Source organism: Methyloversatilis sp. MC4-4, assembly GCF_049843555.1.
Taxonomy (GTDB): Bacteria; Pseudomonadota; Gammaproteobacteria; order Burkholderiales; family Rhodocyclaceae; genus Methyloversatilis; species Methyloversatilis discipulorum_B.
Window position 1 is genome coordinate 823,232 of sequence record NZ_JBBHZK010000002.1, and the last position, 13,807, is coordinate 837,038.

Genomic DNA, 13,807 nt, shown 5'->3' on the forward strand with positions numbered 1-13,807 from the left:
CGGGGAGCGCGCTCAGCGCTCGAGCATGCCGAGCTTGTCCTTCACCTTGGCCCAGTCGTCGGCGTCGGGCAGCGCGTCCTTGCGCTCGATGATGGCCGGCCATTCCTTGGCCAGTTCGGCATTCAGTTCGATGAACTGCACCTGGTCCGCCGGCACGTCGTCCTCGGCAAAAATGGCTTCGGCCGGACATTCGGCGACGCACAGCGTGCAGTCGATGCACTCGTCCGGATCGATCACCAGGAAATTCGGGCCTTCGCGGAAGCAATCGACCGGGCACACGTCGACGCAGTCGGTGTATTTGCACTTGATACAGGATTCGGTGACGACGTAGGTCATGATTTCTCCGTTGGGCGGGGGCTCTGCACTCGCAGGCAGGCCATGCATGGGCTGAAAAAGGCTGAATTCACGAGGGGCTTCGGCGCGCGGGGGCAGCCTGCAGACTGCGAAACACAGGCGCGCCGCACCTCTTCCGGACGCGGGAGTTTAGCACCGGGGCGGGGCGGCACCTCGCCCACGCTGTCGTGCCGCTGCGACATGTCGCCATGACTTTTTGTATTTCCTTGCCATCTGCCTCTGCACGCCCGACTGTTTTTTGTATTAGCATCTTGCAAACAGTGCAGAAACCCTGAACTCCGACGCAGGGGACGCCGATACCGTGATCACCCCGGCGGCCGGGTTTCAGCAAGCCCCGAACCGGGCCGCTCCGTGAGTGGCCGGAAAACCCAGTCCAGCGACCCGACACTCACCTTTCGGCACGCAACATCCATCCAGTCCTGCAGGCGTCCCGAACCGTGGCGTCCGGCACGAGGCATCCGGTTCTTCCCGATACACCCCCGAAGACCTTCCGATTCACCGAATCCACTTTCCCAGTCAAGCACCGCGAGGAAACAATGAGCGAACACATCCACCACGTTACCGACGCCAGTTTCGAAGCCGAGGTCATCAAGGCCGACCTGCCGGTTCTGGTCGATTACTGGGCCGAGTGGTGCGGTCCGTGCAAGATGATCGCTCCCATCCTCGACGAAGTCGCGCGTGACTACGCCGGCAAGCTGCGCGTGGCCAAGGTCAATATCGACGAGAACCAGGAAACGCCTGCGCGCTTCGGCATCCGCGGCATTCCGACGCTGATGCTGTTCAAGGACGGCAATGTCGAGGCGACCAAGGTCGGCGCCCTGTCGAAGTCCCAACTGACCGCCTTCCTGGACAGCCACCTGTAACACCTACCCCGCGGCGGGCGCGAATCCGCGCCCAGCCCGCCGGAGCGGAAGACCGCTCCATCTCCCCACCCCGCCTGTCGCAGATCTTCACCATGCACCTTTCCGAACTGAAAGCACTCCACGTCAGCCAGCTGCTCGAAATGGCCCAGTCCTTCGAGATCGAAGGCGCCAACCGGCTGCGCAAGCAGGAACTCGTGTTCGCCATCCTGCGTAACCGGGCGAAGAAGGGCGAGAGCATTTTCGGAGACGGTGCGCTGGAAGTGCTGCCCGACGGCTTCGGTTTCCTGCGTTCGCCGGAAGCGAGCTACCTGGCGGGAACCGACGACATCTACGTGTCGCCGAGCCAGATCCGCCGCTTCAACCTGCATACCGGCGACACCATCGAGGGTGAAATCCGCACGCCCAAGGACGGCGAGCGCTACTTCGCGCTGGTCAAGGTCGATCGCATCAACAGCGAGCCGCCGGAGGCGACCAAGCACAAGATCCTGTTCGAGAACCTGACACCGCTGCATCCGACCGAGCCGCTGAAGCTCGAACGCGACATGCGTGGCGAAGAGAACACGACCTCGCGTGTGATCGACATGATCGCGCCGATCGGCAAGGGCCAGCGCGCGCTGCTGGTGGCCCCGCCGAAGACCGGCAAGACGGTGATGATGCAGCACATCGCGCACGCGATCACCGTGAATCACCCGGAAGCGCTGCTCATCGTGCTGCTGATCGACGAGCGCCCGGAAGAAGTGACCGAAATGCAGCGTTCGGTGAAGGGCGAAGTGGTTGCATCGACCTTTGACGAACCGGCCACCCGCCACGTGCAGGTCGCCGAGATGGTGATCGAGAAGGCCAAGCGTTTGGTCGAACACAAGAAGGACGTGATCATCCTGCTCGACTCGATCACCCGCCTCGCCCGCGCCTACAACACGGTGCAGCCGGCCTCCGGCAAGGTGCTGACCGGTGGCGTGGACGCCAACGCGCTGCAGAAGCCGAAGCGCTTCTTCGGCGCTGCGCGCAACGTCGAGGAAGGCGGCAGCCTGACCATCATCGCCACTGCGCTGATCGAAACCGGCAGCCGCATGGACGACGTGATCTACGAGGAATTCAAGGGCACCGGCAATATGGAAATCCATCTTGACCGGCGCATGGCGGAGAAGCGCGTCTATCCGGCGATCAACGTGAACCGCTCGGGCACGCGCCGCGAAGAGCTGCTGCTGAAGCCGGAAATCCTGCAGAAGATCTGGATCCTGCGCAAACTGCTGTACAACATGGACGATCTGGAAGCGATCGAATTCCTGCTCGACAAGATCAAGGCCACCAAGAGCAACGGGGAGTTCTTCGACGCGATGCGACGTGGGTGAAGCAGGGGTTTCGGCGAGCACTGCTCGCCGCCTGCGTAACCGGTCGGCTGTGCAAAGCCGACCGTGGATGAAGCAGGGGTTTCGCGAAGCATTGCTTCGCGCCTGCTGAACGGGCTGGCTGTGCAAAGCCAGCCTCCGTTGCATGTGGGTTTCACAGCGCACTGCACTGCTCTTACGTGACCACGCTCACTTGACCGACCAACGCCGCACACTGCGGCGTTTTTCTTTTGTGCCGTCCGCTCAGGCGCGCAGCGCCTCGACCACCGACAGCACCTCGCCCGGCGAATTGAGCGCGTAGCCGGGCAATGTCGACACCGCCTGCGCAAAGTCAGGCGACTTCAGCGCATCCAGCATGCGCTGCAGCGACGGCAGCTCCAGCGTCTCCAGCCGGCAGGCGAGGAAGTAGTGCTCCTCGGCGACCGGCACGAAATCCAGCTTGAACTGGCTGGCGGCGGCCTCGACGCCGAAGCCGGTGTCGGCCATGCCGCTGGCAATGTGTGCCGCCACCGCTGCGTGCGTGAACTCCACCGTCTCGTATCCGCTGATGTCGTCCGCATCGATGGTCTGCTCGGCCAGCAGCAGGTCAAGCAGCACGCGCGTGCCGGCGCTGGCCTGACGATTGATGAAGCGCACGTCGGGACGCACCAGATCCTGCAGCGAGCGGATGTTCAGCGGATTGCCTGCGGCCACGAACAGGCCCTGCGTGCGCGTGACCAGTCGGATCACGCGGTGCGCGCGCGGCTTCAGGTAGCGGCTCAGCCGCGCCGCCAGTTCCGGCGTAACCCGTCCGCTGGGCAGATGGAAGCCGCAGATGTCGCAGCTACCGCGTGACATCGAACCCAGCGCGTCGATCGACCCGAGGTACTGCAGTTCCAGCCGCACGCCGGCCACCCGCTCCATCAGCTCTGGCATCAGGGCGATCGCGTAGCCGTGGCTCGCATGCAGCCGCAGCACCGGGTGGGTGTCCATCAGCGCGGCATTGATCTCGCGGTCGATCTCCACCGACAGGTTCTCCAGTTGCGGCGTCAGCCGCGCCTGGATGCGCTGCGACGCCCAGGTCAGCTTCTCGCCCAGCGGCGTCAGCGCGGCCCCCTTGCCCTGCGACAGCTCGACCAGCGGCGTGCCGAAGAAGGCCGACCAGGTGCGGATCAGGTTCCAGCAGTGGCGGTAGGAGAAATCGACTTCGCGCGCCGCCTCGGTCAGCTTTCCGCTGCGTTGCACGGCAGCCAGCACGCGGAAAAGCAGCGGGTCGATCTCGCGGCCCTCGGCGTTGCGGAAGCGCCATGCAGGCTCGATCTGGATGCGCATGTTAGGCATTTGTTTTCATATCGTTAAAAGCAAGACCGGCTGCTAACCTGCGTTGCGAAGCCATTATTGGACATTGATGATGGCTGATTAGCAATTATGAACACGAGTTCCAATTAGGAATTCAGCAGGAGACAGAGAGCCATGTCATCGCACCACCCCGCCCCCGGCGTCGACCCGCGACAGCTGCAGTCGCTGGTCGACCGGCACGCCGATCTGCCCGGCGCGCTGCTGCCGATGCTGCACGCCATCCAGGACGAATTCGGCCACGTGCCGGAACAGGCGGTCCCGGTCATCGCCAGGGGGCTGAATCTGTCGCGCGCCGAAGTGCATGGCGTGATCACCTTCTATCACCACTTTCGCAGCCACGCGCCCGGCCGCCACGTAGTGCAGGTCTGCCGGGCGGAAGCCTGTCAGGCCGTCGGTGCCGTTGCGCTCGAAGCGCACGCGAAGAAATGCCTCGGCATCGACTTCCACGAAACGACCGCCGACGGCGCGGTGACGCTGGAGGCGGTGTACTGCCTCGGCAACTGCGCGGTCGGCCCCTCGTTGCGCGTAAACGACGACATCGTCGGCCGCGTCACGCCGGAACGCTTCGACGCGATCGTTGCGGAGCTGCGCGCGGAGGTGAGCGCATGAGCACCCGCATCTACGTCCCCATCGATTCCACCGCGCTGTCGCTGGGCGCAGACAAGGTGGCGAAGGCCATTGCTGCCGAGGCGGCAAAGCGCGGCATCGCGATCGAGCTGGTACGCAATGGCTCGCGCGGTGCCTTCTTCCTCGAACCGATGGTCGAGGTGCAGACCCCCGCCGGCCGCATGGCCTACGGCCCGGTGCAGCCGAAGGATGTCGCCGCGCTGTTCGACGCCGGCCTCGTCACCGGTGGCTCGCACGCGCTGTCTCTCGGCCTGACCGAGGAGATCGGCTATCTGAAGAACCAGGAACGCCTGACCAGCGCGCGCATCGGCCTCACCGACCCGTTGAGCCTGGACGACTACATCGACCACGGCGGCTTCGTCGGCCTCGACAACGCGCTGGCGATGAGCGGCGCCGACGTGGTGAAGGAAGTGACGGAATCCGGTCTGCGCGGCCGCGGCGGCGCAGCCTTTCCGACCGGCATCAAGTGGAACACCGTGCTCGGCGCGGTCGCCGACCGCAAATACGTGGTGTGCAACGCCGACGAGGGCGACTCCGGCACCTTCTCCGATCGCATGATCATGGAGGGCGACCCCTACTGCCTGATCGAAGGCATGACCATCGCCGGCATCGCGGTCGGCGCGACCCAGGGCTACATCTACCTGCGCTCGGAATATCCGCACGCCTTCGCCACGCTGAACGAAGCCATCCACCGGGCACGCGCCGCCGGGTGGCTGGGCGACAACGTACGCAACTCCGGCAAGGCCTTCGAACTCGAGGTTCGGCTCGGTGCCGGCGCCTACATCTGCGGTGAAGAAACCTCGCTGCTGGAAAGCCTCGAAGGCAAGCGCGGCATCGTACGCTTCAAGCCGCCACTGCCGGCGCTCGAAGGCCTGTTCGGCAAGCCGACGGTCATCAACAACGTCATTTCGCTCGCCTCGGTACCCACCATCCTGGCCCAGGGCGGCGCCTTCTACCGCGACTTCGGCATGGGCCGCTCACGCGGCACCCTGCCCTTCCAGCTCGCCGGCAACATCAGACGCGGCGGTCTGGTCGAGAAGGCTTTCGGCGTGACCATGAACGAGCTCATCCACGACTTCGGCGGCGGCACCCTGTCCGGCCGTCCGGTGCGCGCGGTGCAGGTCGGCGGACCGCTCGGCGCCTACGTACCAGCGTCGCAGTTCGACCTGCCGCTCGACTACGAGGAATACGCCAGGCACGGCGCGATGATCGGCCACGGCGGCATCGTGGTGTTCGACGACACGGTCGACATGGCGCACATGGCCCGCTACGCGATGGAGTTCTGCGCCATCGAATCCTGCGGCAAGTGCACGCCCTGCCGCATCGGCTCGACACGCGGCGTCGAGGTGATCGACCGCATCGTCGCCAACGAGCAGCGCGGCAGGAACATCGCGCTGCTGCAGTCGCTGTGCGACACCATGCTGAATGGATCGTTGTGCGCGCTCGGCGGCATGGCGCCCTACCCGGTGCTGTCGGCACTGAACCATTTCCCCGAGGACTTCGGCGTAGACAAGACCGAAGCGGCCTGAGCACAGAACGAGGAGAACAGCCATGTCACTACCCAGAGAAACCGATTACGGCACCCCCGCCCGCGAATCCGAAAAGGACATCACGCTGTCGATCGACGGCATCGAAGTGACGGTGCCGGCCGGCACCTCGGTCATGCGCGCCGCGCAGGAGTGCGGCAACAGCATTCCGAAGCTGTGTGCGACCGACAGTCTGGAGCCCTTCGGTTCCTGTCGCCTGTGCCTGGTCGAAATCGAAGGCCGCCGCGGCTACCCGGCCTCCTGCGCGACGATCGCCGAAGCCGGCATGCAGGTACGTACGCAGACGCCCAAGCTGGCGGACATCCGCCGCGGCGTGATGGAGCTCTACATTTCCGACCACCCGCTCGATTGCCTCACCTGCTCGGCCAACGGCAACTGCGAACTGCAGGACATGACCGGCGTTGTCGGCCTGCGCGAAGTGCGCTACGGCATGAAGGGCAAGAACCACTTCGACCTGCTGTCGGCGCTGACGAAGGAAAAGGATGAATCCAATCCCTACTTCAGCTACGACCCGTCGAAGTGCATCGTCTGCAACCGCTGCGTGCGCGCCTGCGAAGAAACACAGGGCACGTTCGCGCTCACCATTTCCGGCCGCGGCTTCGATTCGCGCGTCAGCCCGGGCGAAAGCCAGCCCTTCATGGAATCGGAATGCGTGTCCTGCGGCGCCTGCGTGCAGGCCTGCCCGACCGCAACGCTGATGGAAAAGGGCGTGATCGAGCACGGTCAGGCCGAAAAGAAGGTCACCACCACCTGCGCCTACTGCGGCGTCGGCTGCTCCTTCGATGCCGAGGTAAAGGGCACGACCGTGGTACGCATGGTGCCGAGCAAGGACGGCGGTGCCAACCATGGCCACTCCTGCGTCAAGGGCCGCTTCGCCTTCGGCTACGCCACCCATGCCGACCGCATCACCACGCCGATGATACGCAAGAGCATCGAGGACGCCTGGCAGCCTGTCAGCTGGGACGAGGCGATCCGTTACGCCGCCTCCGAGTTCAAGCGCATCCAGGCGAAGCATGGCCGTGAATCGGTCGGCGGCATCACGTCCAGCCGCTGCACCAACGAGGAAACCTACCTCGTACAGAAGCTGGTGCGCGCCGCCTTCGGCAACAACAACGTCGACACCTGCGCCCGCGTCTGCCATTCGCCCACCGGCTACGGCCTGAAGCAGACGCTGGGCGAGTCCGCCGGCACCCAGACCTTCGACTCGGTCATGAAGGCCGACGTCATCATGGTAATGGGCGCCAACCCGACCGACGGCCACCCGGTGTTCGGCTCGCAGATGAAGCGCCGCCTGCGCGAAGGCGCGAAACTCATCGTGGTCGACCCGCGCAGCATCGACCTCGTGCGCTCGCCGCACATCCGCGCCGAACAGCACCTGAAGCTGAAGCCCGGCACCAACGTCGCGCTGATCACCTCGATGGCGCACGTGGTGGTGGCCGAAGGCCTGGTCAAGGAGGACTTCGTCCGCGAGCGCTGCGAGTGGGCATCGTTCGAACAGTGGCGCGATTTCGTCGCCCGGCCGGAGAACTCGCCGGAAGCGATGGAACAGCACACCGGCGTTCCGGCCGCCGACGTGCGCGCCGCCGCGCGCCTGTTCGCCACCGGCGGCAACGCCGCGATCTACTACGGCCTCGGCGTGACCGAGCACAGCCAGGGTTCGACCACCGTCATCGGCATCGCCAACCTGGCGATGGCGACTGGCAACATCGGCCGTGAAGGCGTGGGCGTGAATCCGCTGCGCGGCCAGAACAACGTGCAGGGTTCGTGCGACATGGGGAGCTTCCCGCACGAACTGCCGGGCTACCGCCACGTGTCGGACGCGGCCACGCGCGCGCTGTTCAGGGACGCCTGGGGCGTGGAGCCACAACCGGAGCCGGGCCTGCGCATCCCGAACATGTTCGAGGCGGCGATGGACGGCACCTTCCTCGGCCTGTACTGCGAAGGCGAGGACATCGTGCAGTCCGACCCGAACACGCAGCACGTCGAAGCCGCGCTGCGCGCGATGGAATGCGTGGTCGTGCAGGACCTGTTCCTGAACGAAACCGCGAAGTTCGCCCACGTCTTCCTGCCTGGCTCCAGCTTCCTCGAAAAGAACGGCACCTTCACCAACGCCGAGCGCCGCATCTCGCGCGTACGCAAGGTGATGCCGCCGCTGGCCGGCAAGGAGGACTGGGAGGTCACCTGCATGCTGTCGAATGCACTCGGCTACCCGATGGACTACGGCCACCCGTCCGAAATCATGGACGAGATCGCGCGGCTCACGCCCACCTTCCACGGTGTCAGCTACGAACGGCTTGAGGAGCTGGGCAGCATCCAGTGGCCGTGTAACGAACAGGCGCCGGAAGGCACACCCATCATGCACATCGACCAGTTCGTGCGCGGCAAGGGACGTTTCATGCTGACGAAGTACGTGCCCACCGAGGAGCGCACGTCGAAGCGCTTCCCGCTGATCCTGACCACCGGCCGCATCCTGTCGCAGTACAACGTGGGTGCGCAGACTCGCCGCACACCGAATTCGATGTGGCACGACGAGGACCGCCTGGAAATCCATCCGGCCGATGCCGAAACGCGCGGCATCAACGAAGGCGACTGGGTGGGCATCACCTCGCGCGCCGGCGAGACGGTGCTGCGTGCGCGCGTGTCCGAGCGCATGCAGCCGGGCGTCGTCTACACCACCTTCCACTTCCCGGAATCGGGTGCCAACGTCATCACCACCGACAACTCGGACTGGGCGACCAACTGCCCCGAATACAAGGTCACCGCGGTCGAGGTGACCCGCGTGACCCAGCCGTCGGAATGGCAGCAGCGCTATCGCGACTTCTCGCAGCAGCAGATCGGGCTGCTGCCGAAGAAGCGCGAGAAGGTCTGAGTCGTGGGCGCCGTGCAGGCTCTCGCCATGGGCGGTCCGCTGCTCGCCTGCGATGAAGCGGGTGAAATGAGCGGCGACGCCGTGCTGCATCCGGCGCAGCGGCTGCGCAGCGCCGTGCGTGTCAGCGGGCGCATGCGCACCGCCAGCGTCGAATGCGTGGCCGAAGAGGTGCCGGTGGCCATGGTGTACAACGGCATTTCGCACGCAGTCATGCTGGCCACGCCGGCCGATCTCGAAGACTTCGGCACTGGCTTCAGTCTGGCTGAAGGCATCGTCGCGCGCGCATCGGAGATCCACGACATCGACACGGCGCACCACGTCGATGGCATCGAGGTGCGCATGCAGGTGTCGAACCGCGCCTTCGACGCGCTGAAGGCGCGCCGCCGCTCGCTGGCCGGACGCACCGGCTGCGGGCTGTGCGGCGTGGACAGCCTCGGTCAGGTGTCGCGCGAAGTGAAACCGGTAGCCGCGCGACCGTCGGTCGATGAAGCCGCCATCCACCGCGCCTTCGTCGCCCTGGGCGAAGGGCAGGCGCTGCACGCGCTGACCGGCTCGGTGCACGCCGCCGCCTGGGCACACGCCGACGGCACGCTGTTCGCCGTACGCGAAGACGTCGGCCGCCACAACGCGCTGGACAAACTGATCGGCGCCGTCGCTTTGGCCGGGCTCGACACCACGCAGGGTTTCGCGGTCGTCACCAGCCGCGCCAGTTATGAAATGGTGCTCAAGCTCGCCAGCGTCGGCGGCGGCCTGCTGGCGGCCATTTCGGCACCGACCGGGCTGGCCATCGATTTGGCCGGGCGCACGGGCGTCACGCTGTGCGGCTTCGTCCGCGACGGCCGCATGGCGATCTACACCGAATCCCGAACCTGTACAGCAACGCAAACGGAATAGCAGATGGACATCCACAACCTCGTCAAGATGGCCAACCAGATCGGCCAGTTCTTCCACAGCTACCCCGACCACGACGAAGCGGTGCGCGAAGTCGCCGCCCACGTCCGGCGTTTCTGGGAACCGCGCATGCGCCGTGCGATCATCGATCACATGAACCGCGGCGGCGACACCGGTCTGCTGCCGCTGGTCAGCGAAGCACTGCAGCACATGCAGGCGCAGGAAATCTCCACCACCTGAAAGGACACCTCACCGATGAGTTCACTGACGACGCTGCGCGACCTGATGGGTCTCGGCCACGAACCGGGCCTGCTTGCCGACGCCGCCCTGGTGATGATCGATTGCCAGAACACCTACCGTGAAGGCGTCATGCAGCTCTCCGGCATCGAGGCCGCACTGCTCGAAGCACGCCGCGTGCTCGACCGTGCGCGCGAACTCGGCCGCCCGGTCATCCACATCCAGCACGACGCCGGTCCGGGCACGCCCTACGACGTCAATGCCGCGATCGGTCGCATCGCCGACATCGTCGCGCCGCAGGCCGGCGAAACGGTGATCACCAAGCACTACCCGAACAGCTTCGTGCAGACCCCGCTCGACGAGGAACTGAAGAAGCTGGGCGTGAAGCAGCTCGTGCTGGCCGGATTCATGACGCATATGTGCGTGAACTCGACCGCGCGCGGCGCCTTCAACCTCGGCTACTCGCCCACGGTGGTCGCCGCCGCCACTGCCACGCGCGACCTGCCGCTACCCGACGGCAGCTCGGTCCCCGCCGCTACGGTGCAGGCCACCAGCATCGCCATGATGCGCGACCTGTTCGCCGCGATCGCGCCGAACGCCGACGCGCTGGTGCGCTGAACATCGACGGGGCACGAAGAAGAGCCGGCTGCCGCCGGCTTTTTTTTTCGTCCAGCGGCGCAGCACACGCCGGAATTCATCGTACGATGATCCTGTATTCAACTTGATACAGGAAGAAGCATGAAACTCACCCGTCTGCTGCCCACCCGCCTCTTGTCCGCGCTCGTGCTGAGCCTCGTCGCGGGCGCCGCCCATGCCGACACCCTCGTCGTGTTCGCTGCCGCCAGCCTGACCAATGCGCTGCAGGACATCGGCAAGACCTTCCAGACGCACTCCGGCCATACCGTGAAGTTCTCCTTCGCAGCGTCCTCAGCGCTGGCGCGGCAGATCGAAGCGGGCGCCCAGGCGCAGGTGTTCCTGTCGGCCGACGAACAGTGGATGGACTATCTCGCCGAACGCAAGCTGCTCGCCGCCGGCACGCGCACCGATCTGCTCGGCAACAGCCTGGTGCTGGTGACGCCGGCCGACAGCAAGGCGTCGGTCACGCTGAAGCCCGGCTTCGATCTTGCCGCGCTGCTCGGCGATGGTCGTCTGGCCACCGGCGACCCCGCCCACGTGCCGGTCGGCAAGTACGCGAAGGACGCGCTGACCAGGCTCGGCGCATGGCAGGTCGCGGAGCCGAGACTGGTGCGCGCGGATTCGGTGCGCGCGGCGCTGGTGCTGGTAGAACGCGGCGAGGTGCCCGCAGGCATCGTCTACGCGACGGACGCCGCGGTGTCCCCCAAGGTGCGCGTCGCCGGCGTGTTTCCCGCTGACACGCACGCGCCGATCACCTATCCTGCTGCCATCGTCGCCGGACAGGACACGCCGGCCGCGCGCGCCTTCATGCAGTGGCTGCGCGGCAACGAATCGACGGCGGTATTCACGCGGTACGGCTTCAGCATCAAATAGGCATAGATGAGCGACATCGAACTGGACGCCCTGCTGCTCAGCCTCCGTGTCGGGCTGGCCAGCACCACGCTTTGCCTGCCCTTCGCGCTGGGCGTTGCCTGGCTGCTGTCACGCACCCGCCTGCCCGGTCGCGCCCTGCTCGACGGCATCGTGCATGCCCCACTGGTGCTGCCGCCGGTGGTGATCGGCTACCTGCTGCTGATCTCGCTGGGCACGCGCGCGCCGCTCGGCGCCTGGCTCAAGAGCACCTTCGGCATCCAGCTCATCTTCACCACCGAAGGCGTGGTGGTGGCCGCGGCGGTGATGGCCTTTCCGCTGATGGTGAGGGCGATCCGCCTGTCGCTGGATGGCGTCGACCGCGGCCTCGAACTGGCCGCGCGCACGTTGGGCGCCAGCCGCATCGACGTGCTGTGCACGATCACGCTGCCGATGATGCTGCCGGGCATCCTGTCCGGCGCGATGATGGCCTTTGCCGCCAGCCTCGGCGAGTTCGGCGCCACCATCACCTTTGCCTCCAATATCGAAGGCGAAACGCGCACGCTGCCGCTGGCCATCTACACCGCGACGCAGACACCGGACGGCGATGCCATCGCGCTGCGTCTGGTCGGCCTGTCGATGGCGCTTGCCGTCGCCGCGATCATCCTCTCTGAATGGCTGAACCGGCGCACGCAGCGCTGGCTGGGACGACCATGATCGAGCTGCGTTTCGGCACTTGCCTGGGCGCGCTCGACCTCGACGTCGACGTCACGCTGCCGTCGCGCGGCGTCAGCGCCATCTTCGGGCGCAGCGGCGCCGGCAAGAGCAGCCTGATCAATGCCGTGGCAGGCATCGTCCGGCCGTCGCGCGGACGCATCGCGGTCGGTGACCGCGTCTTCTTCGATGCCGACGCCGGCATCGACCTGGCGATCGAAGCGCGCGGCGTCGGCTACGTGTTCCAGGATGCACGGCTGTTTCCGCATCTGTCGGTGAGCGGCAACCTGCGCTACGGGCTGAAGCGCGCACGCGGCCCGCGCCCGGTGGACTGGGAAAGCGTGATCGACGTACTCGGTCTCGCCCACCTGCTCGACCGTCGACCGCATCACCTGTCAGGGGGTGAGCGTCAGCGCGTCGCGCTCGGCCGCGCGCTGCTGCGCCAGCCCGATCTGCTGCTGATGGACGAACCGCTTGCTTCGCTGGACGCGCCACGCAAGGCAGAGGTACTGCCGTATATCGAACGGCTGGCGCAGGAGTTCGCGCTGCCCGTGCTGTACGTGAGCCATTCGATCGAGGAGGTGACGCGGCTGGCCGACCATCTGGTCATCGTCAGCGAAGGCCGCACCGTCGCCAGCGGCGAACTGGCCGACATCATGTCGCGCCCCGAGCACTCACCGCTGATCGGTCGCTACGAAGCGGGCTCGGTGCTCGACTGCACGGTGCTGCAGCACAACGACGACTACGCATTGACCACGCTGCGCTTCACCGACGGCCAGTTGCGCGTGCCGCGCATCGATCTTGAGCCGGGCTGCGCGGTGCGTGTGCGCATCCGTGCGCGCGACGTCGCGCTCGCGCTGTCGCGACCGATGGACGTGTCCATCGTGAACAAGCTGCCGGGCCGTGTCATCGGCATCACGCCGCGTGACGGGCCGTACGCCGATGTCGCGGTCGATCTTGGCAGCAGTTCGCTGCGTGCGCTGGTCACGCGCGAATCCTGCGACCGGCTCGGACTGCAGCCGGGCACCGCGGTGTGGGTGATGGTGAAATCGGTGGCGCTGGACAGCCGCAGCGTTGGCTTCAACCGACGTCCGCGTCCTGACGCTGCGCAGGCACCGCCGGCTGCGGATTGAGCGCTTCGTCCAGTTCGCGCAGCTGCAGCGCGACGGCATCGGACGTGCGCCGTTCGGCGGCGCGGAACACCGCGATCAGCCGCTCGCCGAACGGCGTCAGTTCGGCACCACCGGCGCCCTGCGAGCGCCCTGGGTAGGTCTTCACCACCGGCTCGGCGAACATGCGGTTCATGTCGTCGATCAGAAGCCATGCACGCCGATAGGCCATGCCCATCGCACGCGCCGCACCGGAGATCGACCGCTCGCGCGCCAGATGCTCGAGCAGTTCGATCTTGCCCGGCCCCAGCCGCTCGCCATTGTGGAAATGCAGGCGCAGCGAAGCAGTGGAGCGCGGCAGCGGATCGTCTGGACGGTTCATGCGCCAAGTTTAGCGCGCACGCGGCAGTTCACCGTTCAGTAA

Annotated in this window: 14 protein-coding genes; 11 read left to right on the top strand and 3 right to left on the bottom strand. The window is 66.1% G+C overall.

The window, feature by feature from the left end:
• Positions 1 to 12 precede the first annotated feature (12 nt).
• Positions 13 to 336: a ferredoxin FdxA gene (fdxA, locus tag WDZ97_RS10675; RefSeq protein WP_019919370.1), complete on the bottom strand. Its 324-nt coding sequence runs from the start codon at positions 334 to 336 to the stop codon at positions 13 to 15.
• A gap of 554 nt (positions 337 to 890) precedes the next feature.
• On the opposite strand from fdxA, the gene trxA reads away from it, so the two are divergent.
• A complete protein-coding gene (trxA, locus tag WDZ97_RS10680; protein ID WP_008062188.1) occupies positions 891 to 1,217 on the top strand; it encodes a thioredoxin TrxA in 327 nt (108 codons plus the stop codon).
• 92 nt (positions 1,218 to 1,309) lie between these two features.
• Positions 1,310 to 2,569 (top strand): transcription termination factor Rho, encoded by a 1,260-nt coding sequence (gene rho, locus WDZ97_RS10685; protein WP_019919371.1) that lies wholly within the window; start codon positions 1,310 to 1,312, stop codon positions 2,567 to 2,569.
• Between the two features lie 240 nt (positions 2,570 to 2,809).
• Here rho and WDZ97_RS10690 read toward each other — a convergent pair whose 3' ends face one another.
• On the bottom strand, positions 2,810 to 3,886 hold the full coding sequence (locus WDZ97_RS10690) for a substrate-binding domain-containing protein (RefSeq protein WP_425762731.1): 1,077 nt from the start codon (positions 3,884 to 3,886) through the stop codon (positions 2,810 to 2,812).
• 132 nt (positions 3,887 to 4,018) lie between these two features.
• On the opposite strand from WDZ97_RS10690, the gene WDZ97_RS10695 reads away from it, so the two are divergent.
• The 9 genes from WDZ97_RS10695 to modC all read left to right on the top strand — a co-directional run bounded on the left by WDZ97_RS10695 (position 4,019) and on the right by modC (position 13,407).
• Positions 4,019 to 4,513, top strand: coding sequence for a formate dehydrogenase subunit gamma (locus WDZ97_RS10695; protein ID WP_425762732.1), 495 nt, complete (start codon positions 4,019 to 4,021; stop codon positions 4,511 to 4,513).
• Positions 4,510 to 6,060: a formate dehydrogenase beta subunit gene (locus WDZ97_RS10700; protein ID WP_425762733.1), complete on the top strand. Its 1,551-nt coding sequence runs from the start codon at positions 4,510 to 4,512 to the stop codon at positions 6,058 to 6,060. Before WDZ97_RS10695 ends, WDZ97_RS10700 begins: the two co-directional genes overlap by 4 nt.
• A 22-nt stretch (positions 6,061 to 6,082) precedes the next feature.
• A complete protein-coding gene (gene fdhF, locus WDZ97_RS10705) occupies positions 6,083 to 8,947 on the top strand; it encodes a formate dehydrogenase subunit alpha (RefSeq protein ID WP_425762734.1) in 2,865 nt (954 codons plus the stop codon).
• Positions 8,948 to 8,974: 27 nt separating this feature from the next.
• The gene (gene fdhD, locus WDZ97_RS10710) at positions 8,975 to 9,841 is read left to right on the top strand and encodes a formate dehydrogenase accessory sulfurtransferase FdhD (RefSeq protein ID WP_425762735.1); all 867 of its coding nucleotides are present in this window, start codon (positions 8,975 to 8,977) and stop codon (positions 9,839 to 9,841) included.
• 3 nt (positions 9,842 to 9,844) lie between these two features.
• Positions 9,845 to 10,078 carry a formate dehydrogenase subunit delta gene (locus WDZ97_RS10715; RefSeq protein ID WP_304004092.1) on the top strand — a complete coding sequence of 78 codons (234 nt, stop codon included), beginning with the start codon at positions 9,845 to 9,847 and terminating at the stop codon, positions 10,076 to 10,078.
• Positions 10,079 to 10,093: 15 nt separating this feature from the next.
• Positions 10,094 to 10,693, top strand: a complete 600-nt coding sequence (locus tag WDZ97_RS10720) for a cysteine hydrolase family protein (protein ID WP_304004091.1) — start codon at positions 10,094 to 10,096, stop codon at positions 10,691 to 10,693.
• A gap of 120 nt (positions 10,694 to 10,813) precedes the next feature.
• Positions 10,814 to 11,584 carry a molybdate ABC transporter substrate-binding protein gene (gene modA / locus WDZ97_RS10725; protein ID WP_425762736.1) on the top strand — a complete coding sequence of 257 codons (771 nt, stop codon included), beginning with the start codon at positions 10,814 to 10,816 and terminating at the stop codon, positions 11,582 to 11,584.
• Positions 11,585 to 11,590: 6 nt separating this feature from the next.
• Entirely contained in the window at positions 11,591 to 12,277 is a 687-nt protein-coding gene (modB, locus tag WDZ97_RS10730) for a molybdate ABC transporter permease subunit (protein WP_425762737.1), read from the top strand.
• Positions 12,274 to 13,407, top strand: a complete 1,134-nt coding sequence (gene modC, locus WDZ97_RS10735; protein WP_425762738.1) for a molybdenum ABC transporter ATP-binding protein — start codon at positions 12,274 to 12,276, stop codon at positions 13,405 to 13,407. Before modB ends, modC begins: the two co-directional genes overlap by 4 nt.
• Here the strand turns inward: modC and WDZ97_RS10740 are convergent.
• Entirely contained in the window at positions 13,355 to 13,765 is a 411-nt protein-coding gene (locus tag WDZ97_RS10740; RefSeq protein WP_425762739.1) for a winged helix-turn-helix domain-containing protein, read from the bottom strand. The two genes, modC and WDZ97_RS10740, sit on opposite strands and share 53 nt — an antisense overlap.
• Between the last annotated feature and the right edge of the window lie 42 nt (positions 13,766 to 13,807).

Coding starts and splice junctions, on each gene's coding strand:
- fdxA (WP_019919370.1), bottom strand. CDS start 336: ATGACCTACGTCGTCACCGAATCCTGTATCAAGTGCAAATACACCGAC.
- trxA (WP_008062188.1), top strand. CDS start 891: ATGAGCGAACACATCCACCACGTTACCGACGCCAGTTTCGAAGCCGAG.
- rho (WP_019919371.1), top strand. CDS start 1,310: ATGCACCTTTCCGAACTGAAAGCACTCCACGTCAGCCAGCTGCTCGAA.
- WDZ97_RS10690 (WP_425762731.1), bottom strand. CDS start 3,886: ATGCCTAACATGCGCATCCAGATCGAGCCTGCATGGCGCTTCCGCAAC.
- WDZ97_RS10695 (WP_425762732.1), top strand. CDS start 4,019: ATGTCATCGCACCACCCCGCCCCCGGCGTCGACCCGCGACAGCTGCAG.
- WDZ97_RS10700 (WP_425762733.1), top strand. CDS start 4,510: ATGAGCACCCGCATCTACGTCCCCATCGATTCCACCGCGCTGTCGCTG.
- fdhF (WP_425762734.1), top strand. CDS start 6,083: ATGTCACTACCCAGAGAAACCGATTACGGCACCCCCGCCCGCGAATCC.
- fdhD (WP_425762735.1), top strand. CDS start 8,975: ATGGGCGGTCCGCTGCTCGCCTGCGATGAAGCGGGTGAAATGAGCGGC.
- WDZ97_RS10715 (WP_304004092.1), top strand. CDS start 9,845: ATGGACATCCACAACCTCGTCAAGATGGCCAACCAGATCGGCCAGTTC.
- WDZ97_RS10720 (WP_304004091.1), top strand. CDS start 10,094: ATGAGTTCACTGACGACGCTGCGCGACCTGATGGGTCTCGGCCACGAA.
- modA (WP_425762736.1), top strand. CDS start 10,814: ATGAAACTCACCCGTCTGCTGCCCACCCGCCTCTTGTCCGCGCTCGTG.
- modB (WP_425762737.1), top strand. CDS start 11,591: ATGAGCGACATCGAACTGGACGCCCTGCTGCTCAGCCTCCGTGTCGGG.
- modC (WP_425762738.1), top strand. CDS start 12,274: ATGATCGAGCTGCGTTTCGGCACTTGCCTGGGCGCGCTCGACCTCGAC.
- WDZ97_RS10740 (WP_425762739.1), bottom strand. CDS start 13,765: ATGAACCGTCCAGACGATCCGCTGCCGCGCTCCACTGCTTCGCTGCGC.